The organism is Virgibacillus halodenitrificans JCM 12304, from assembly GCF_001310895.1.
Taxonomy (GTDB): Bacteria; Bacillota; Bacilli; order Bacillales; family Amphibacillaceae; genus Virgibacillus_Q; species Virgibacillus_Q halodenitrificans.
In genome coordinates this window covers 53,125-73,136 of record NZ_BAZS01000017.1, presented here as the reverse complement: position 1 = coordinate 73,136, position 20,012 = coordinate 53,125, and the positions used below count along the sequence as shown (strand labels likewise).

Below are 20,012 nucleotides of genomic sequence, written 5' to 3'. Positions count from 1 at the left end.
TAATCGTTTATTTTGTTATATTGTTAATTGATTTGATGCTTAAAGGAGGATAATTTTTAATGGACTTTACTAATTCAGAACGATTACATAAAGAAGCATTGCAACATATTGTGGGAGGAGTTAATTCTCCATCACGTGCCTATAAAGGAGTTGGAGGTGGAACTCCTGTTTATATGGAAAGAGGACAAGGTGCTTACTTTTGGGATGTAGACGGAAATAAATATATTGACTATTTAGGAGCATATGGACCAATTATTACAGGCCATGCCCATCCGCATATAGCTAAAGCAATTGCTCATGCTGCTACAACCGGGGTACTATATGGCACCCCAACAAAATTGGAAAATCAATTTGCTAAAATGATTAAAGAAGCAATTCCTTCACTGGAAAAAGTGCGTTTTGTTAATTCCGGGACAGAAGCAGTAATGACAACTATTCGTGTAGCTAGAGCTTATACTGGTCGCAACAAAGTAATTAAATTTGCTGGTTGCTACCACGGACATTTTGACGCGGTTCTTGTACAAGCTGGTTCTGGTCCTGCTACATTAGGAACACCAGATTCTGCGGGCATTCCTAAAGCTGTTGCTCAAGACGTGATTACTGTACCATTTAATGACTTAGATGCCTTTAACGAAGCAATAACTAAATGGGGGGACGAAATTGCAGCAGTTTTGGTAGAACCAATTGTTGGAAACTTCGGTATTGTTGAACCTCATGAAGGCTTCTTAGAAGCAGTCAATGACATCACACATAGAGCTGGTGCTCTCGTAATTTATGATGAAGTTATTACAGCCTTCCGCTTCACCTATGGAAGTGCCCAGCAAGTTTATGGTATTGAACCAGACATGACAGCGATGGGTAAAATTATTGGCGGCGGACTTCCAATTGGAGCATATGGAGGCAGAATGGATATTATGGAACAGGTGGCACCACTCGGGCCTGCATACCAAGCTGGAACTATGGCAGGTAACCCCGCTCGATGGCAGCAGGAATTGCTTGTTTAGAGGTTCTTCAAGAAGAGGCGTTTACGAAAAACTTGATCAATTGGGAGAAAAATTGGAGGCAGGTATCCTTCACCAGGCGAAAAAACACGGCATCCCTGTATCTGTGAATAGATTATGCGGTGCGCTTACTTTATATTTTGGAGACCAAAAAATCACTAATTATGATCAAGCCGAGGCAAGTGATGGAGAGGCATTCGCAAAATTCTTTAAGCTAATGCTAAAGCAAGGGATTAATCTCGCCCCATCTAAATTCGAAGCATGGTTCTTAACAATAGCACATACAGAAACAGATATAGAACAAACGATTGACGCAGTTGATAAAGCATTTGCGGCTATGAGTGAATAGATATAAAAAAGCATCCTTTGAAAGGATGCTTTTTTATTAAATCGTACCATCATCCAAGTGCTGCACTTGGTATAAATTATAATATCCGCCTTGCTTACGCATTAATTCTTCATGTGAACCAACTTCTACAATTTCTCCATTTTCGATAAGCACAATTCTATCTGCATGTGTAATTGTTGCAAGTCGGTGAGCAACAATGAAAGTTGTTCTTTCCGAGGCAAGCTTTTCTAAAGCCTCTTGAATTGTATGTTCACTTTCCAAATCAAGCGCAGACGTAGCTTCATCAAAAATTAAAATTGGCGGGTTTTTTAGAAATACACGTGCGATAGCTATCCGCTGTTTTTGACCACCAGATAACTTAACTCCTCGTTCCCCAACAAATGTATCATAACCGTAAGGAAGACTTTCAATAAACTCGTGAGCATTCGCAGCTTTAGCCGCAGCAACCACTTCTTCATCCGTTGCATCAGGTTTCCCCATTCGGATATTCATAGCAATAGATTCACTAAATAACGTATTATCCTGTAACACCATGCCAATATTATTACGCAACGAACGTGCATTTACATGTTGCACATTATTTCCGTCGACTTTAATCGCTCCTTTGGTAACATCGTAAAAACGAGGGATTAAACTAATTAACGTAGATTTTCCTCCACCACTCATACCAACAAATGCAATTGTTTCTCCTGCCTTCACATGTAATGTAACGTTATTAAGAACTTCCAGCTCTTCCTCATCATACCGAAAGGATACATTTTCAATATCAACATATCCTTCTACATCCATAAGCTGTTTTGCATCTTTTTTATCTACAACATCGTATTTTTCATTAAGTAATTCAAAAACACGATCAATTGAAGCAATAGATTGCACAAGCGTAGTTGATGAATTAATTAGTCGTCGAAGTGGACTGTATACTCTTTCCATGTAACCAACGAAAGCTACCATTGTACCTAACGTCAAGTTACCATGAATGACCTGATACCCCGCGTACGCGATAACAAGTAACGGAGCAAGATCAGTAATGGTATTGGTAACAGCAAATGTTTTTGCATTCCAGCTGGTGTGTTTCAATGCTTTATCCAGGAAGTTCTCATTTCGGTAACTGAATTGCTTCTGCTCGTAATCCTCCAATGCAAAGCTTCTGGTAACCGGTACACCTTGGACGCGTTCATGCAAATGTCCTTGTACCTCGCAAGAGCCTGTGATCTTTCACGGGTAAGCTTCTTAATTTGCCATAGAAATACTTAATCGAAAACCCATAGAATGGAAATAGTATTATTGCAACGAGAGTTAAGCCTACATCCATTGTCATCATAATACCTATTGCAATAAGAATTGTTACTAAATCCAGCCATACATTCATTAATCCTGTCATTACAAAAGTTTTTGTTTGTTCGACATCATGTATTACCCGGGAAATAATTTCCCCGGTTTTTGTCTTAGAGTAATATTTCAAACTAAGTTTTTGCAGATGATCAAATAGTCTATCCCTTATGTCATAAAGGATTTTATTACCTACCCATTGCGCCAAATATTGTCGTATGTATTCTACAGGAGGACGTAGCACGAGGAATACTACAAAGGATATACCCATTAACCATAATAAGTTTGTCGTTTTCTCTGGAGAACTCAGTCCTTCTGCATTAATAATATTATCTATTACATATTTAAGTATGAGCGGCATTAATAACGGTATTCCGAATTTAATAATACCAATTAATATAGTAGCTACTATTTTCCATTTATATGGTTTTACAAATTTCATGTATTGCTTTACACTGCTCATGTTTTAAACTTCCTTTACCCGTAATTGAAAGAAAAACCTCGCTACTAAAGTAACAAGGGGAATTTTTTATCAGGTTTAACGATATGTTAAATATCTCTCATACCAGCCATCAACAAAATCTGGAGAAAAAGGACCTTTCTTTTGACGAACCCACCGGAGTAAATAATCCATATTATTATGTAGAATACGATCAAGCACCCGTGGATAATTCATCAATTTACTATGCTCTTCATATTCATCCTCATCGAGAAGATCGTATGTCATGTCTGGATAGATTTTAACATCTAAATCATAGTCAATATACTTTAATGCTTCTTCATCATATACAAAGGGAGAACTTATGTTGCAATAATAGTAAATCCCATCATCACGTAACATTCCAATGATGTTAAACCAATGTTTGGAATGAAAGTAACAAATAGCAGGCTCTCTTGTAATCCAAGTCCTGCCATCGCTTTCCACTACTTTTGTTTTATCATTGGCCAGAATAACAATAGATTCTGTTCCTTTTAAAACAAGGCTGTTTTCCCAAACACGATGAAGTTGTCCATTATGTTTATAGCTTTGTATCTTTATTTTGGTACCTGGCCTCGGCGCAACCATCCTATCTCCCTTTCTCCTAGTTTGTAATCCGTATCTAATCTTGACTACATTATACGGGCTTCAATAGGAAATATAAAGTATAACGCCCACTATAAGAGCAAACAAGGTAGGTTTATCCTCGCAAATTAGCGGGCTAAATGTTTATCGATGTACTTGCTCGCCAACGACAGTTCGATTCTTTTAATTTATAAATAAATTATTATGGAAAAATTAAAAAGAGTCCCTCTGTCACAATCCAACTGCAACAGAGAAACTCTTTTCATATCGGGGGAAGATACTATTTTTTATTTTGTTGTGATTTTTGATTTTGCTTTTTAACTTCCTGAGCGTTTGTTTCAGAAGCAAATTCAGTACCGTATTGCCCTTGTCCTTGAGCAGCTTTTTGGTTTTGTTGCTTTACATGCTGAACGTTTGTACCTGAAGTAGTTTGGTTAGGTTTTTTAGCCATCATTATCACCTCCGCAATAATTAATCTGTCCACCTTCAAATGTTATTATGCTTATCAAATATTGGTAAAATATCCCTTAACGGAATAAATATTTTGGTTAAGTAAATTATAATAATGTACTACTCATTATGGAGGGAATAGGATGGACACAAGCAGAAGAGATTTCACAGAGCTTTCCATGATGTCGAAGACAAAATGGCATGATGATGAACTTTACTATTTTCAACATGCATTATCCCAACTATTACCGTATGTAAACCCTGAAGGGCTATCCATACTACATGAAATAAATAAAGAAATGCAAAGTAGAGATTAAGAAAAACGTCTTGGTTACCCCCTGACAAACTTAATCAAGACTTCGTAGTAGCGATCTCCAAGGTCCAGCACCGATCTGGATATGACCGTGTGTTCTTCTTAAGGCAAATATTTTAAAGTATGGAAACCCGCTCCAGAAAATGTTTCGCTAATTTCAAAAATAAATCCGAACCATGATTCATTAGTAATACAAATCGGGTTCGGATTTTCAATGTATAAAATTTTATCCCAGCCTCTTATAAGTAATCCATCATTTTTTGATGAGAGACGGGGAATGGGTATGCGGACATCTCTTCCTTGGAAACAAAGCGAATATCGTTTCCTAAGAGTCTTTCAACAGTTGTGGATGCTTCATAAATATCCAGTTCCCATATAATATGAGAAAAAACATGTTTCAAATTACCAACTTTACGGTCTAATTCAATCGATATTCCATATTCATTGTAAAACCAATTTCCCAGGTTATCCACTTCTTCTTTCGGGACCATAGGAAATTGCCATAGATTTGCTAACAAACCTTGATCCGGCCGCTTTTCAATCAGATATTGATCGCTAGTATTCTTTATTAAAGGAACAATATATGGAAGTGTCTTTTGTTTTTTTGCTTTTTTCTTTATCGGCAATTCTTCCTGAATACCTTCAGCAAAAGCACTGCATTGTTCTTGAACAGGACAAAATAGACATGCTGGCGCTTTAGGTGTACAAATGAGAGCCCCTAGTTCCATCACGGCTTGGTTAAAAGAGGAAGGATCATCTTTATCAATCATCTCTTTTACATAGATTTCAAAAAGCTTCTTGGTCCGTTGCAGCGTTATATCCTCTTCTATTCGAAGCACACGAGAAAAAACCCGCATCACATTTCCATCGACTGCAGGCTCAGCTTGATTGAATGCAATAGATAGAATAGCCCCTTTTGTATAAGGGCCCACTCCTTTTAATGCCCCAAGATCTTTTGGATCAGAAGGAACTTCTCCCCCATATTCTGCTACTACTTCACGGACGGCGTTTTGCAGGTTCCGTGCTCGGGAATAGTATCCTAAACCCTCCCATGCTTTCAGGACTTCCTGTTCGTCCGCAGCAGCTAAATCTTCCAGCGCGGGGAACTTTTCCATGAAGCGATGGAAATAGGGAATAACTGTGTCTACTTTTGTTTGCTGAAGCATAATTTCAGAAACCCAAACACGGTAAGGATCTTGATTCATTCTCCAGGGCAAATCCCGTTGATTGATCTTATACCAATTAACTAAATTTCTTTGAAAACGCGTAATGTCAATGTTTTGTAAGCTTTTATTAATCATAAAATCACTTCCTATATGGTACAATAAAAATATATATTTTCTACTTGTACTTAATACTGTCTAACTTTCTAAGAAAACAATTTTGAACAAATTTTAAATATTAACCCTACCACTGGAGGAGGACCTTTTTAATGGATACTGGCACACATATCGTAATGGGTGTAGCACTTGGCGGCATTGCTACATTAGATCCTGCCGTTCAAAGTGATCCAGCATTATTTAATGCAGTTCTCGTGGGAACAATTGTAGGTTCTCATGCACCTGATTTTGATACCGTTTTAAAATTAAAAAATAACGCCACTTATATACGTCATCACCGGGGAGTAACTCATTCTCTGCCTGCTGTTATTATGTGGGGCATCCTTATTTCAAGTATTATACATTTGTTTGTGCCACAAGTAGAGTTTTTCAACTTATGGTTATGGACCGCCTTAGCAGTAATACTCCATGTATTCGTAGATATATTCAATGCATATGGGACACAAGCATATCGGCCGTTTACAAATAAATGGGTAGCCCATGGTTTTATTAACACATTTGATCCATATATATTTATCCTGCATATAGCAGGGATTTGCGTATGGGCACTTGGGGCGAACCCTGGATATACGTGGTTAATTATCTACTCGGTAATTTTCCTTTATTATATTAAAAGATATCTAGATAAAAGGGAAATTGTTAAAAAAGTTAAAAGCTATTTTCCTGAAACAGAAAAAATTGCAACCTCGCCAACAATAAAGCAGAACTACTGGCGTGTAGCGATAACGACAAAATCGAAGTTCTATGTTGGTGCAGTAGAAAACGGCCATATCGAAATTGTAGATGAGTTTATTAAGAAACCCCTTCCGGAAACAGAAATAATGAATAAGGCATTAACAGATAAAAACATTTCAGCATTTTTATCCTTTTCCCCTGTTTACCGTTGGGAGATCAACGATTATGATGATTTTACCGAGGTTCGATTTATTGATTTGCGTTACCGTTCTAAAGGCTATTACCCTTTCGTTGCGGTAGTACAAATTAGTGATAATATGAACATCATCAGCTCCTACACAGGATGGATTTTCTCTGAAAAGAAACTACAGAGCAAATTATATGTAGAAGAATCTCCGGTATAAATATAAAAACAGACGCGCCTGTTTAACAACATACAAACTGCGACTCAATAAGCAAGGCGAACCAGGGTTGTCCCACATAGCGATCTTGATTGATCTCCTTTTCACAACTTGATAAAGAAAATCTTAAATATGAAACAGCAGGCAAGCCACCTGCTGTTTTGTTATTTTCAGCTCTAAATTGATTATAACTTACCGGCAACAAGCTTCCACTTCGTAAATCCCTACTTGGATGTATCGTCACCTCAATAATTGAGATCTTCTATTTCGCTTCTTCCAATAAAGAAATAGGAATCGCTTCTTCTTCTTTGAATTCTTCTTGGAGGAGATTCCTTCTATGCCCCCATGCAAAGACTCCATTCACATAATTTATTTTAAATGTATAACCTGGATCATTCTTCAGCCCATAAACTTCTCCCGGGATAAACTCCTCCGGATTTAAAGTGTAGGCTAAGGCAACCTGCATCTTTCGTTCATTTATTGCGACTTCTGAAACATTGCCAAGCTGCTCCGCTTTCTGTGCCTTCTCCTTTAACTTGCCGATCTCTGCTCTTAATTGTTCTATTGTATAATCACTATATCTATAATTATTTGCCATCATTAACACCCCTCTCTACCTATCATTTTACATTTTACCAATTGTTTAAGACAATGGGAATAATGTTTTCTAAATAAGAACTGGTATTTCTATACTACAGGAGGGATATAATGCCAAATGCAGCTATTACAGGTGCAGGTACAGGGTTAGGAAGAGCCTTGGCAATTGAATATGCCGCGAAAGGGTATAAACTATTTTTACTCGGCAGAACAGATACAAAACTACAAATCGTGAAAGAAAAAATAATGCAAGCTGGTGGTCAAGCAGAAGTTATTCTTTGTGATGTTAGAGAACAGGCTTCTGTGAGTGTTGCCTTCCAACAAATTGGTCGGCTTGACCTGTTTATCAATAATGCAGGAACAGGTATTTTTGGCCCTCTAAATAATTATACATTAGAAGAAATTGAGAACATTCTTGATACAAACGTAAAGGGAACGATTTTTACCGTTCAGTCAGCTGCTCCACTTATTAAAGAAAGTAAAGGAAGAATATTGACAGTCATATCTACTGCAGGGTTACGTGGTAAAAAGAATGAATCATTATATTGCGCAAGTAAATTTGCAATTCGGGGATTTACGGAAAGCCTCCAGAAAGAGTGGGAACATGAGGAACATACAATCACATCTGTTTATATGGGCGGAATGAATACACCTTTTTGGAAGGATTCGACCCATGTGAAGGATGCTTCCGGTCTGCAAAGTCCTCAATCTGTAGCGAAAAAAATCATTGAGCAGGATGACGGCAGGAAGGAAATAATTATCGACAAATAGGAATTGCAGTTAAGGATGTACAAAGTCGTGCATCCTTTTTCTTTTAGCAAACTTTCATTCTCCCTCCGCCTTTTCATCCAAAAAGCGATTGATTAATTCCAGGGAAAAGCCTTTGCGGTATAAGCCTTCTTTTACTTTGTTGCGAAGATAATACCCTTCTTCTTTTCTGGAGTGCTTGTGCCACAATTTTTCTCCTTGGTATAAAACAGCCTCCCATTCAGCATCTCCATCTTTAGTCTCTTCCATGTTCGCTATTGCCTCTTGGATCACTTCCTGTGTAAATCCTTTTTGAACCAGGTTAGCCTGTGCTTGCTGTAATTGTTTGCGATAAGAATCCTTTTTCTTTTGATTCATTCTTTTGTTAATCCATTTAAGGACTTTTTCATATTGCTTCTCAAAAGAATAACTTTCTGTCGCTTGGCCAGCAATATCAGCTGCCACTCCCTTTTCTATCAGTTCTTTTTTTATGAGCATGGGACCTTTAGAAGATGTATTGATTCGAGATCGTACAAACATGTCAGCAAATTGACGATCATCAATCAAATTCTCTTTTTCCAGTTTTTCCATAATAACAGGTATGTGTTCCTCATTGACTTCCTTCTTTAACAAATAATCTCGGATTTCTTTTTTTGTACGCATACGGTAGCTTAAAAAGTTGATCGTTTGGGTATATGATTTATGTATCGTATCTTTTTGGACAAGCATCTCAATCATAGAAGCATCCAGCTCCATATTTTTACGTAGCTGATACTCAACTAAGATGGCTTCATCCACACTAAATCCATACGTTTCTTTTTGACCATCATCCAAAAAGATATTATACCGATTCTTATTTTTCTTTTGTGTAGTGATTCGGGAAATCTTCATAAACACCTCACCCCCTTTCCCTATAGTAACATGTATAGATTATCCGAACACTACAATAAGAATCGAAAAATAGCATATAATAGAACGAAGATTTAGTATTAATAGTATAGGGCAGGTGACAAAAAATGAACATATTAATAACCGGAGGAACAGGATTTGTTGGAAAGCACCTTACTGCATCACTGCATAAAAAGGATCACCATACGTACATACTTACCAGATCTCCTGAAAATAAAGAGAACACAAATCTCACCACATTCATTGGCTATGATTATCCTGCGGAGAAGCTCCCTGTTATACATGCGGTAGTGAACTTGGCAGGAGAATCCTTATTCGGATATTGGTCAAAAAAGAAGAAGGATGCCATTCTATCCAGTCGCATTAACACAACTAATCACGTTATAGATTTGCTTCAGAAAATGAAAACAAAGCCGGATGTTCTTATTAGCGGTTCAGCAGTCGGTTATTATGGGACTTCAGAGGACCTCATATTTACTGAAGCTACGAAACAATCGGGTAATGACTTTCTGGCCCATGTTACTACTCAGTGGGAAAAGGCTGCAAAAAAAGCTGAGGACTTTGATATTCGCACTGTCTTTACCAGATTTGGGGTAATATTAGGTGAGGAAGGCTCCCTCCCTTATATGCAGCTCCCCGTAAAACTGTTTGCGGGAGGAAAAATCGGCAATGGAGAGCAGTGGCTTTCATGGGTTCATATCGAGGATGTTGTTAGACTAATTGAGTTTTGTATTTTCAATAAAGAAATGAAAGGACCAATTAATGTCACCTCTCCTCACCCTAAAAGAAATAAAGACTTCATGCGTTCACTTGCCAGTGTTTTGCATCGTCCCTACTGGTTGCCAGTACCTTCACCACTCATCAGGCTTGTTGTTGGAGAAATGGCGATTTTAGTCAATAAAGGACAATATGTATTGCCTCAAAAGGCACTCGATAACCAATTCGAATTTAGCTTTCCTTATCTTAAAGAAGCCTTACAACATATTAAGCAAAGACACCAAGACTTTAATAAATAACTTGATAATTATTCATTTATTTTTCCACAAAAAAATATTCATTTTGACAAAAAAAGTTATTCCCTTTTTCAATAATAATGTGTAAAATAAAAGTACCAAATTTAATGCTTAAAGCATAAATTACGAAAGAGATGAAATTTATAAAACATAAAACGTGTAAATTAAATAGGGAAGGCAAATGGTGCGCCACCAGCTTCTGCTGGTTCTAGTGGGTTCGATTCCCACCCCGAATTTTTGTTGAACGTTAACTAAAAATTCGAGGGTGGGCGCTGACTAGATTTCCTTAAAGGATATGTAGCATACCCACCTGGATGTAGGAGGGTATTTTTTATGTTAAAAAAGCGTGATTTGCATGAAGTGCCAGTATTATACCAGTTGATGTCTCACCCGGACGTCTTTCCCTATGTAAGACATAAAGCAGCTTCAAGCGATGAGTTTTATTTCGTTACGAAACAAACAATGGAAGCCGAAGAAAATGGTGAGCTTATTTCCCGGACCATTACTGATGAAAACTATCATCCTATTGGCACAATCAATTTATTCGACATACAAAATAATCATGGATTTTTAGCAACATGGATTGGTCAGCCCTATTTCGGAAAGGGTTATAACAAAGTGGCAAAGGAACAATTTTTTGATGAATTATTTTATGTTCACGACATTGAAGGTATCTTTATGAAAGTACGTAAAACGAATAAGCGATCCTTAGGGGCAGTACTTAAATTACCTTATGCTGCACTTGCAAACGCAACTTATCCACATGTGTATAATCAGATTAATAAACAAGCTGATGTGTATGATTTATTTATTATTACTAAAGATCACTATCTTGCATATCAACAATTTGCCAACTCAGAAAGTAACCTAACAGAAGAAGATGCAATGTAATAGTATATTTTTCTTTATATCTACCCATCCTATATAAGAAAGCGCAAGTGGCCTCACCAAAACATGTTAAAGACTTTGCATAGTCAGACATTGGTGCTGGACATTGACCGAACTTTTTATTTTAAAAAGATAGGGTGATTGTATGAAACAAAGTTCAAAGGGAAACCAAAGAGAACGTTTTCTCTCCAAAACCCAAGAAGTGCTTTACCAAAAGGAATTTAAGCAAGCTGACCAAGTATATAGACAGTTATCTAAAAAAGGAAGCCGTGGATAAAAACCAGCTTCCTTTTTTATCCACGTTTATACACAGGCTGTGTATAAACGCTAAGAAAGCCTACTGTAATAAGTATAAGTTATCAACATTATTTCATCGCAGAGTTGTGTATATCTGTGGATAATGGGGATAACTTTTATGAATAACTAAGGAGAATTAACTTTGAAGCTGTTATGCCTGTGGATAAACAATCTTTGTTGTTTTCTGTAGAGAAACATTTGCTGCTGCATATGCTTCGTAAATATTCGAACCAAATCCATAACCAACAGAAAGCTGTGAGGAAATAAACTGTAGTACTGTTTGCCAAATAACTGTTTTCTTGACGTTCCATAAATAAATATGTAACGTTTCTTTATCCTGTATTTCAATTTCAAAATCTTCTTCGTAAAAAATAAGTCGCAAAACCTTACATATAGCTAAGCTAGTAATATCCTCATGCTTAATGATTATACAACCGGTCAATTATATCCCCTCCTTAGTTCTTATTTAGTACATTTTACTATATGTTATTATTTAGAACAAATATTTAACAGTGCTCACCCTTTTACATGATACGATTAAAATGAACTACGAGCATATAAACTTTTAAAATAACTGAGTGTGATAACATGAGTGTTGATCAAATATCGTATAATATAAGGTTTTTTAGGGACCAACAGAATTGGACACAAAAGGAATTAGCTGAAAAGTTATCAACCTCCCGTTCTGTCGTTGCTAAGTGGGAGAGTAATACTGTTACTCCAGACGTGAATGCACTTATTAAGCTGAGCAATTTATTTAGTGTATCACTTGATCATCTTACTGGTAATCATACTTTTCGAGACGATTTATTAAAGGATTTCAAACGAATCTATAGTTCACCCTCAAAGAGTTTTGATGAAGACGTAGTAGAACTTGTTGAATATCTGATGACACATCCTAAGCTAAAAAAAGATATTTATCGTTTAAAAGAATTATCAAATAGAAAACAACAATCCATACATAATCTTCTAAGTGAACTCATTGATCAAATAGAGCAAATTTAAAAGATCGAGCTGAAAAAAATTTCAGCTCGATCTTTTTTTTGGTATATATGTTGGAATTACCCAATGATTGGTAAAATAGAAAAACTGAACTGACTTGGAAGACCATAAACAATTACTAAAAAAAATGTATGGCAGATTATCTTGCCCTCCTGCTGATTTATTTCTCCTCCGGCGGATACTTTTGCTCTCCTGCCGATTGTCTCCTTCACTACTTCGCATTATCCAATACCGCCTCCCACCCTCAGGCATGCCTATAAATACAACCTTTTTATAGAGAATAAATTCCCTTGACACTCTGTGTTATCTGTTATACATTAAATATAACAGATAACACAACGTAAAGGGTGTGGCATAAGTTGCTTATACAATTGGATTTTGAATCCAAGGAACCAATATATTTACAATTAATCCATCAAATAATTGAAGGGATTGCCAAAGGCCAGTTGAAACCTGGCGAAGACTTACCATCTGTGCGTTCTCTCGCTTCAGATATTGGGGTAAATCTTCATACAGTTAATAAATCGTATCAACAGTTGAAACAGGAAGGATTTATTTTAATTCACCGGCAAAAGGGTGTCGTAGTAAACCCTGAGGGTGTACCTTCAGCAACTACTGCTTATATAAAGCAGCTTTCACATAAGCTTCGTCCTCTAATCTCTGAATCAATCTGCAGAGAAATGGATGAGCAAGCCTTTTTAAATGTTTGTAGTGATTTATATAAAGAATTTATGACAGAAAGGCAGGGAAATTAAATGGAAGTGATACCAATCCTTCTTTTGCTAGTTATCCAGATTCCTGTTTATATTTCGATTATTTTTATCCCGTACTGGACCAGAAAGACTGAAAGTTTTGGGGTGTCCATCCCGGAAGAAGTATATTTTAACAATGAGCTAAAGAAAATGCGCAAAAGTTATGCCTGGTGGACTGGGCTTCTGAGTATAGTGGTAACAATCGTATTCATTTTATCAGCTACTACTCTCGACACAGAAAAGAAAATCAGCTTATTTTTTAGTGGCCTACTTATCTTGTACATTATTAGTAGTTTTTTCATTTATATTCACTTTCACAAACAAATGAAGCAACTAAAAGAGCAAAATAATTGGGTGAAAATTAGAACCCAGCAAGTCACAATTAATACAGAATTTCGCCGGCAAAAACTAACCTATTCCAATCTATGGTTTATTGTAGCGTATGTATTAGCTTTTATAATGATTTTAATCACTTTTCAACTTTATGATCGTATACCAGAGCGAATACCTACCAAATATAATTTTTCTGGAGAGGTAACTAACTGGTCAACAAAATCGTATCGATCTGTACTTATGATGCCTATTATGCAAATTTATTTAACATCACTTTTCTTATTCATTAATGTAATGATTGCAAAGGCGAAGCAACAAATTAGTACAACAAACCCAGAGGACTCCATCAGACGAAATATCATTTTCCGACGAAGATGGTCTCTCTATACCGTTATTTCCGGAATAGCTATGAGTATTTTATTTTCTGCGATTCAAGTATCCTTCATTTTTCCGATTAACCAGAAATGGTTGGTATTACTATCCATCATTATTTCTATTATGTTGACACTTGGTGCCATTTTGCTCGCGATTACCACTGGGCAAGGAGGAAGTCGTTTAAGTAAACCATCAGAAGGCCAACAATTATCCATAGACAGGATGATGATAAGTATTGGAAGCTAGGTCAGATTTATTTTAATAAAGATGATCCTACCTTGTTTTTAGAAAAAAGATTTGGTATCGGCTGGACGGCAAACATGGCAAGACCAATGTCTTGGGTTATATTGCTGGCTATTATTCTTTTAGCAATAGGGATACCTTTGTTATTAAATTTATAAATATTAACCTTTTATCGGCTTCGAAGAATGGAAGATAGAACAGAAATTACTATAAAATACCGATTGGAGTGGTAATATGCAAGAAATCTGGAGTTCCATAAACTGGGCAGTCATCGCCCCATTGATTGTTATTCAAGGTATATTATTAATTATTGCACTAATTGACTTGGCAAAAACAGCACAAACTAACGGCCCTAAGTGGTTGTGGTTCCTTATAATTGTTTTCATTAATATCATTGGTCCAATCCTTTATTTCCTGTTTGGCAGGAGGCAAGGATAAATGAATTTGTTAACCGTAAAAAACTTATCAAAAAAATATCGGGATACCTATGCTGTGAAAGATGTTGAATTCGCGTTTCCTAGTCAAACTTGTATTGCTTTACTCGGTCCTAATGGTGCTGGAAAAACAACTATTCTTCGTATACTAGCAGGGCTTTTGAAACCCACTTCCGGTGAGATTATATTTAATGAACATGAGCAGAGGAAGGACTTCCGTTCCGATATTGGTTATTTACCACAACACCCTGTCTTCCATGAGTGGATGACAGGAAACGAATTTCTCATTCACAGTGGAAGGCTTGCTTTATTATCTAAAGAAGAAGCAGCTAAGCGAGCAAATCAGTTATTAGATAAAGTCGGGATTGCTGAGGCTAAGAACCGGCAAATCGCAGGATATTCCGGCGGTATGAAACAACGCCTTGGTATTGCTCAAGCCATTATTCACAAACCAAAATTATTGCTTCTAGATGAACCGGTGTCATCTTTAGACCCGATCGGCAGAAGAGAAATATTAAATTTAATGCAACAATTGAAGAAAGAAATGTGTCTTCTTTTTTCCACTCATATTCTGACAGATGCTGAAGAGATTAGTGATGAACTACTTTTATTAAACAGAGGTAAGCTATTTGAATCAGGTAAACTGAGTGATTTACGGCAAAAATATCAAACTGCTACTATTGACATAGAATTTAAAGACAATTCAACTGCTTACCTTGAAAAGCTTCTTCGTATACCCTCGATCATTAACGGCTACAAGGAGCAAAATACTATCCGTCTCACGGCGGAAGACATTTCTAAGGCACGGAAGGATATTTTAATAAAGGCTGTACATGAAGAATGGCCCTTGGAATATTTTTCAATCAATAAAGCTTCCTTGGAAGAATTGTTTATAAAGGTGGTGAATGGATAATGCAATGGTCAGCTCTTTTTAAAAAAGAAATGCTGGAAAACTGGCGGAATAAAAAATGGCTCTGGTTTCCACTAGTAATGATTTTGATAGCTATCATGGATCCTATCTCCAATTATTATTTACCACAAATTATTAAATCGGTAGGCGGGCTACCAGAAGGGGCTGTCCTTGAATTACCTGAATTTACGCCGGTAGAGGCTATCATGATGAGCTTAGGCCAGCTAAGCAGCTTGGGAGTTTTGATAATTGTGCTAATATCCATGGGTTCAATCGCTTCCGAGAAAAAAAGTGGGGTTATTGAATTAATTCTTGTGAAGCCTGTTTCCTACGCAAATTACATTACAGCAAAATGGGCATCCCTGTTCGTGTTAATATGGACAGCACTCTTCCTTTCTTTAGTTTGCAGTTGGTACTATATTAATATTTTATTTGGATCGTTTTCCTTGCTTCAGTTAATACAAGTTACTTTTTTCTATGGAATTTGGCTTACATTAGTAATAACTATCTCTATATTCTATAATTCATTATTTCACACTCCTGGCCTGGTAGCCTTTCTATCCGCTGGAACGGTTATAGCTATGAGCGTACTCACAAAAGTATTTCATCATATTTTGACATGGAGTCCAAATAAAATCTCGGAATATATTCATACAATGCTTCTTACTGGTGAAATTCCTTCCGAGCTTATTGCTACCTCCTCCGTTACAGCTGGATGCATTGGGTTGTTGCTGTTTTTTTCAACAATTATCATACAAAAAAAAGAACTGGGCTCCCGTTAGCCCAGTTCTACTTGACTTTCCATATAGTTATTCTGCGTATAAAAATATAGGTCAATAGATAAATAACAAATGCAATTCCTATTAGCTGAAGGAAATAGGTGATATCAATTGTTGCATATATCTCTTTAAAGAAATCAAAAACCCATCCTTTGGCTATTCCTAGCAATAGCATAACCATAAGAATTCCAAGTACACTCCCTCCACCAGCTAACCCATACTTATAAAATAAGAGACCAATCATAAACATGACGGAAAACAGGAAGAACATGATGGATGTATCAATAACAATTCTACTGTACCATGTATCCTCTAAAAAATATGCCAGATGTAAAAAATGAAAATTATCCATCCCAACAATACCATTTATATAACTTACTGCCTCTTGAAGTATACTTGCAATTGTGGAAAACAATAATGAAAGAGAAAGAAAAAAGATACCGAAACTTATAAACAAATTCCTTCTTGTTGCTCCCATTTTGATGGAAAAAGGGATCGCTTCTTTTACAGATAGATAACCTAAAATTGCACAATAGATATAAATAGGAGCTGTAAGGGAAAAAGCCATCATCCCATTTTCTATAGATAATAAAAAATAGGCTACTGCCATTGTCAAAACTAAGATGCTTAATAAGATCGTCCAAAAGATGGCCATAGAATAACGAAAGTCTGATACATAGAAATATAATAAGCCCTTAAGTTGTTTTTTCATCGTTAAGCTCCCTTCCTTTTATCTGTTAAATACACCATCAAATCCTGGATAGGTATACTTTCGGCCTGTAATCCTATTTCCGCAGCTTCTTCCCTGTTTCCATAAATATAGGCTGTCATCATACCAGCAATTTGTTTCTTTTCAAGTATTCGCTTATTTTGTATAAAGCTTTCCACTTGTTCTGCATTTCCAGTCACGGCACAAGTATGCTCACGCAGTACATCGGTTTCCTCTTTAACAATTAAATTCCCTTCCTCCAAAATTAAAATCTCTTCAAACATGAGACTGACCTCGTCAATCAGATGTGTGGAAAAAATGATCATTCGTTTCTCTTCCTCATACTCCCTTAATAACAGTTCATAAAATTTCTTTCTTGCTACGGCATCAAGGCCAATATACGGTTCATCAAAAATGGTGATAGCTGCCTTGCTGGCCAGACCTACAATAATTCCCAATGATGATTCCATGCCTTTAGACAATGTCTTTATTTTTGCGTTTACATTTAACTTATACTCACGTACCAAATCATCAGCTAATTGCTGATCCCATTTTGGATAAAAATAAGAGAAAATTTTTAGTACATTTTTGACTTTCAAATCTCGTTTAAAATTATTTCCTTCTTTTATTAAACAAATATCTTCATTTAACCGTTGATTATCAAATGGATCTTCACCATCAATACGAATTTTTCCTTCTGTTGCCAGGATATTCCCAGCGAGTATATCCATAAAAGTAGTTTTCCCAGCTCCATTTCTTCCAAGCAATCCATAAATTTTAGGTTCATCTAACGTGAAGGAAACTCCTTTCAAAGCAATGTTGTCCTTGTAGCGCTTCGTTAAGTTACTCACTTCAATTTTCATCATCAGGTTCCTCTCTCTTCATTAATTCTATTAATTGATCTGGAGAAATCTTTAATTTCTTCGCTTCACTTTTTAATGGGCGGATAAAATTCTTATAAAAAGTTTCTTTACGCTTTTCAATTAAAATAATTTGCGCATCTTTAGTAACAAACATCCCCACACCTCTCCGTTTATAAAGAATTGATTCAGCAACAAGTTCATTAATTCCTTTAGCAGCTGTAGCCGGGTTAATTTGATAGTAAGCTGCAAATTCATTCGTCGATGGGACTCTTTCTTCAGGCTTCATCGTTCCATTAATAATGGAGTCTTCTATTTGCTCTTTAATCTGAAGAAAAATTGGTTTATTTTCATCTAAAGTATTTTTCATTCGCTCACCTTCGTTGTTTGGTTCATTACTTATGTAACTAACCATATAACTTCTTAAGTTAATTGTCAAGTTATTTTCAGAAATTAATGAAAAATAATTGTTAGTTTATAACCATTTATATTTTATTAGGTTCTACTGCAAATGTTGGGGAAACGTATTTAGTAATTTCATAGTTGGAGGAAACTGCGACGTAACTTTATTAATGAAAAGCTCAGTGAAATATTTTGGAGAAGTGCCCCATTGATTTGCGTTTCAGGCGGACGCTTTCACACCTCCGGGTACAAGCGCGACATCTGCTCGTTACCTCACAGTGGCTTCTTTGCCGCCCGGCATGGCTTCAGCCGCTTCCTCCGCTACGCTCCGTGCAGGGTCTTCAGGCTCATGCTTTTCCGGCAGGAGCCGCGGGCCAAAAGGACGTTGGTCATGCAATCGTTGCCACAAATGTTTTCGGTGGGACGAGTTAGCGCAGTCCCAGGACGTGACGTTCTTAGATTGCCGCCCTCCACTCCAATAAATTCTTACACAGCACATTCTGGGTGTTTCCGAACGCAATTTTAGCGAAGGGGAAATATGAAGACTCCTGTGGGAGGAGAGGCCTCGATGAGATCCCGGAACGCGCAGCGTGAGGAAGCTCATCAGCCGCCCACGGAAAGCGGAATATTTCCCCGTAGCGGTGATTTACGCAGCCTCTATATTCTTAGTTAGTTCGGAGTTTATCTATTTTCCGAATTATTGAATAACCCTAACATATTTATTAGAACCATATTTTAAAACAGCAAAAAAGTATCCCCTACGTATAAGAGGATACTAACTAACTTCTTCGATCATTTTTTGTACTGGATGTTGCTCTGGCTCAACTAAATAATTTATGCCATCTGTACGTATTACTATATTACCAAATGCTGCAGTGGAATAAATAAAAGAATTGACTTTGGTTAAATTTCTAATTACCCTATCAACAGGGTGACCATAATCATTCTGCTTGCTATACGTTAATATAGCGACTTGAGGACTTACCTCTTTTAAAAAACCTAACGAAGTACTTGTATTCGATCCATGGTGGGCAACTTTTAGAATTTCCGCCTGTAAATTATGTTTTTTAATAAATTCCTTTTCTTGCTCTATCTCCACATCACTCATAAGTAGAAAATCCATTTTATTATAAGTTAACTTTAAAACAATGGAAGATTGATTATTTGTTTTCATTTTCTCAAATGCATTTAGAATCTGTATTTTCAGCTCGCTGTCCACTTTCAGTTGGTCATCAATTTTGGCTATTTGTACAGGGATTTCTTGCTTACGAATCTGACGAACATATTTACCATATGTTCGGGTAGTGTGAAGCTTGCCCGAATCCACTATCTTTTTTATGGGTATCTGACCCATAACATGTGGAAGCCCCCCGATATGATCAACATCGGGATGTGTTACTACAAGCAGATCTATACTCTTGATGCCCTCCTTTTTTAAATATGAAACGATTCTCTCACCAGCATCTGGGGGGCCACCATCAATTAAAATGTTTTTATTCTGAGGGGTTTGGATTAATATACTATCACCCTGGCCTACATCTATAAAATGAACCTCCATATCCATTTGTCTTTCTTTAGAATAAGAAGAAGCCGGAAAAAGAGTAATTACTGTGAAGAAAACGATAAATAGGAAAAAGGTGTTTTTCACCATATCATTCCATCCTTCATAATAGGTTAGCTATAGTTTCACACAATGCTATCCATATTATGAGTAGAAGAGATTTATTTCATTCCTGTAATTGAATTGAATCCTTATTATAAATGATCCAACTTTCTTAGGTATTCAAACCATAGCTATAGTTAATCTGCAGTAAAACCACAGATATGTTACCTAGCAGTAT

At 36.6% G+C, this 20,012-nt stretch carries 24 protein-coding genes and 2 pseudogenes; 14 read left to right on the top strand and 12 right to left on the bottom strand.

Annotated elements, in window-relative coordinates:
- Positions 1 to 59 precede the first annotated feature (59 nt).
- A pseudogene (locus JCM12304_RS10500) lies at positions 60 to 1,350 on the top strand (glutamate-1-semialdehyde 2,1-aminomutase).
- Between the two features lie 36 nt (positions 1,351 to 1,386).
- Here the strand turns inward: JCM12304_RS10500 and JCM12304_RS10495 are convergent.
- The 3 genes and pseudogenes from JCM12304_RS10495 to JCM12304_RS10485 all read right to left on the bottom strand — a co-directional run bounded on the left by JCM12304_RS10495 (position 1,387) and on the right by JCM12304_RS10485 (position 4,193).
- Positions 1,387 to 3,142 (bottom strand): annotated as a pseudogene (locus JCM12304_RS10495) (ABC transporter ATP-binding protein).
- 75 nt (positions 3,143 to 3,217) lie between these two features.
- Positions 3,218 to 3,745: a nucleoside tri-diphosphate phosphatase gene (gene ntdP, locus JCM12304_RS10490; RefSeq protein WP_060680247.1), complete on the bottom strand. Its 528-nt coding sequence runs from the start codon at positions 3,743 to 3,745 to the stop codon at positions 3,218 to 3,220.
- A gap of 277 nt (positions 3,746 to 4,022) precedes the next feature.
- On the bottom strand, positions 4,023 to 4,193 hold the full coding sequence (locus tag JCM12304_RS10485; protein WP_019375460.1) for a gamma-type small acid-soluble spore protein: 171 nt from the start codon (positions 4,191 to 4,193) through the stop codon (positions 4,023 to 4,025).
- Between the two features lie 142 nt (positions 4,194 to 4,335).
- Between JCM12304_RS10485 and yfhS the strand changes: the two genes are divergently transcribed.
- The gene (yfhS, locus tag JCM12304_RS19585) at positions 4,336 to 4,509 is read left to right on the top strand and encodes a mother cell protein YfhS (protein ID WP_019375459.1); all 174 of its coding nucleotides are present in this window, start codon (positions 4,336 to 4,338) and stop codon (positions 4,507 to 4,509) included.
- Positions 4,510 to 4,744: 235 nt separating this feature from the next.
- Here yfhS and mutY read toward each other — a convergent pair whose 3' ends face one another.
- Entirely contained in the window at positions 4,745 to 5,806 is a 1,062-nt protein-coding gene (gene mutY, locus JCM12304_RS10480) for an A/G-specific adenine glycosylase (RefSeq protein ID WP_060680245.1), read from the bottom strand.
- A gap of 131 nt (positions 5,807 to 5,937) precedes the next feature.
- Here mutY and JCM12304_RS10475 point away from each other — a divergent pair, with 131 nt between their 5' ends.
- Positions 5,938 to 6,924 carry a metal-dependent hydrolase gene (locus JCM12304_RS10475; protein WP_019375457.1) on the top strand — a complete coding sequence of 329 codons (987 nt, stop codon included), beginning with the start codon at positions 5,938 to 5,940 and terminating at the stop codon, positions 6,922 to 6,924.
- 259 nt (positions 6,925 to 7,183) lie between these two features.
- Here the strand turns inward: JCM12304_RS10475 and JCM12304_RS10470 are convergent, their stop codons facing one another.
- On the bottom strand, positions 7,184 to 7,522 hold the full coding sequence (locus tag JCM12304_RS10470; protein ID WP_060680243.1) for a YfhH family protein: 339 nt from the start codon (positions 7,520 to 7,522) through the stop codon (positions 7,184 to 7,186).
- Between the two features lie 107 nt (positions 7,523 to 7,629).
- Between JCM12304_RS10470 and JCM12304_RS10465 the strand changes: the two genes are divergently transcribed.
- Positions 7,630 to 8,289, top strand: a complete 660-nt coding sequence (locus JCM12304_RS10465) for an SDR family NAD(P)-dependent oxidoreductase (protein ID WP_060680241.1) — start codon at positions 7,630 to 7,632, stop codon at positions 8,287 to 8,289.
- Between the two features lie 54 nt (positions 8,290 to 8,343).
- Here the strand turns inward: JCM12304_RS10465 and recX are convergent, their stop codons facing one another.
- The gene (recX, locus tag JCM12304_RS10460) at positions 8,344 to 9,156 is read right to left on the bottom strand and encodes a recombination regulator RecX (protein WP_060680239.1); all 813 of its coding nucleotides are present in this window, start codon (positions 9,154 to 9,156) and stop codon (positions 8,344 to 8,346) included.
- 125 nt (positions 9,157 to 9,281) lie between these two features.
- Here recX and JCM12304_RS10455 point away from each other — a divergent pair, with 125 nt between their 5' ends.
- From JCM12304_RS10455 to JCM12304_RS19395, 3 genes are all read left to right on the top strand, one after another.
- Positions 9,282 to 10,190, top strand: coding sequence for a TIGR01777 family oxidoreductase (locus JCM12304_RS10455; protein ID WP_060680237.1), 909 nt, complete (start codon positions 9,282 to 9,284; stop codon positions 10,188 to 10,190).
- Positions 10,191 to 10,520: 330 nt separating this feature from the next.
- A complete protein-coding gene (locus JCM12304_RS10450) occupies positions 10,521 to 11,078 on the top strand; it encodes a GNAT family N-acetyltransferase (RefSeq protein ID WP_019375452.1) in 558 nt (185 codons plus the stop codon).
- 142 nt (positions 11,079 to 11,220) lie between these two features.
- Positions 11,221 to 11,352 carry a YfhE family protein gene (locus JCM12304_RS19395; RefSeq protein WP_019375451.1) on the top strand — a complete coding sequence of 44 codons (132 nt, stop codon included), beginning with the start codon at positions 11,221 to 11,223 and terminating at the stop codon, positions 11,350 to 11,352.
- Between the two features lie 171 nt (positions 11,353 to 11,523).
- Here JCM12304_RS19395 and JCM12304_RS10445 read toward each other — a convergent pair whose 3' ends face one another.
- Complete coding sequence (locus tag JCM12304_RS10445; protein WP_060680235.1) at positions 11,524 to 11,814, bottom strand: hypothetical protein; 291 nt, start codon at positions 11,812 to 11,814, stop codon at positions 11,524 to 11,526.
- 146 nt (positions 11,815 to 11,960) lie between these two features.
- On the opposite strand from JCM12304_RS10445, the gene JCM12304_RS10440 reads away from it, so the two are divergent.
- Positions 11,961 to 12,377, top strand: a complete 417-nt coding sequence (locus JCM12304_RS10440) for a helix-turn-helix domain-containing protein (RefSeq protein WP_060680233.1) — start codon at positions 11,961 to 11,963, stop codon at positions 12,375 to 12,377.
- 56 nt (positions 12,378 to 12,433) lie between these two features.
- On the opposite strand, the gene JCM12304_RS19580 is transcribed toward JCM12304_RS10440, so the two are convergent.
- Positions 12,434 to 12,586 (bottom strand): hypothetical protein, encoded by a 153-nt coding sequence (locus JCM12304_RS19580; protein ID WP_172675282.1) that lies wholly within the window; start codon positions 12,584 to 12,586, stop codon positions 12,434 to 12,436.
- 147 nt (positions 12,587 to 12,733) lie between these two features.
- Here JCM12304_RS19580 and JCM12304_RS10435 point away from each other — a divergent pair, with 147 nt between their 5' ends.
- From JCM12304_RS10435 to JCM12304_RS10415, 6 genes are all read left to right on the top strand, one after another.
- A complete protein-coding gene (locus tag JCM12304_RS10435; RefSeq protein WP_019375448.1) occupies positions 12,734 to 13,129 on the top strand; it encodes a GntR family transcriptional regulator in 396 nt (131 codons plus the stop codon).
- Positions 13,130 to 14,080: a DUF1648 domain-containing protein gene (locus tag JCM12304_RS10430; protein WP_256200814.1), complete on the top strand. Its 951-nt coding sequence runs from the start codon at positions 13,130 to 13,132 to the stop codon at positions 14,078 to 14,080.
- 32 nt (positions 14,081 to 14,112) lie between these two features.
- A complete protein-coding gene (locus JCM12304_RS20075) occupies positions 14,113 to 14,235 on the top strand; it encodes a DUF5808 domain-containing protein (RefSeq protein WP_256200813.1) in 123 nt (40 codons plus the stop codon).
- Between the two features lie 76 nt (positions 14,236 to 14,311).
- Positions 14,312 to 14,515 carry a PLD nuclease N-terminal domain-containing protein gene (locus JCM12304_RS10425; protein ID WP_040954426.1) on the top strand — a complete coding sequence of 68 codons (204 nt, stop codon included), beginning with the start codon at positions 14,312 to 14,314 and terminating at the stop codon, positions 14,513 to 14,515.
- Positions 14,516 to 15,424: an ABC transporter ATP-binding protein gene (locus JCM12304_RS10420; protein ID WP_019375445.1), complete on the top strand. Its 909-nt coding sequence runs from the start codon at positions 14,516 to 14,518 to the stop codon at positions 15,422 to 15,424. It abuts the gene before it with no gap.
- On the top strand, positions 15,424 to 16,203 hold the full coding sequence (locus tag JCM12304_RS10415) for an ABC transporter permease (RefSeq protein ID WP_060680231.1): 780 nt from the start codon (positions 15,424 to 15,426) through the stop codon (positions 16,201 to 16,203). The genes JCM12304_RS10420 and JCM12304_RS10415 overlap by 1 nt, the downstream gene beginning before the upstream one ends.
- A gap of 7 nt (positions 16,204 to 16,210) precedes the next feature.
- On the opposite strand, the gene JCM12304_RS10410 is transcribed toward JCM12304_RS10415, so the two are convergent.
- The 4 genes from JCM12304_RS10410 to JCM12304_RS10395 all read right to left on the bottom strand — a co-directional run bounded on the left by JCM12304_RS10410 (position 16,211) and on the right by JCM12304_RS10395 (position 19,822).
- Positions 16,211 to 16,912: a hypothetical protein gene (locus tag JCM12304_RS10410; RefSeq protein ID WP_060680229.1), complete on the bottom strand. Its 702-nt coding sequence runs from the start codon at positions 16,910 to 16,912 to the stop codon at positions 16,211 to 16,213.
- A 2-nt stretch (positions 16,913 to 16,914) separates the two neighbouring features.
- Positions 16,915 to 17,775: an ATP-binding cassette domain-containing protein gene (locus JCM12304_RS10405; protein WP_082388027.1), complete on the bottom strand. Its 861-nt coding sequence runs from the start codon at positions 17,773 to 17,775 to the stop codon at positions 16,915 to 16,917.
- On the bottom strand, positions 17,762 to 18,139 hold the full coding sequence (locus JCM12304_RS10400) for a GntR family transcriptional regulator (RefSeq protein WP_019375441.1): 378 nt from the start codon (positions 18,137 to 18,139) through the stop codon (positions 17,762 to 17,764). The genes JCM12304_RS10405 and JCM12304_RS10400 overlap by 14 nt, the downstream gene beginning before the upstream one ends.
- 807 nt (positions 18,140 to 18,946) lie before the next feature.
- Complete coding sequence (locus tag JCM12304_RS10395; RefSeq protein WP_060680227.1) at positions 18,947 to 19,822, bottom strand: ComEC/Rec2 family competence protein; 876 nt, start codon at positions 19,820 to 19,822, stop codon at positions 18,947 to 18,949.
- Positions 19,823 to 20,012: the final 190 nt, after the last annotated feature.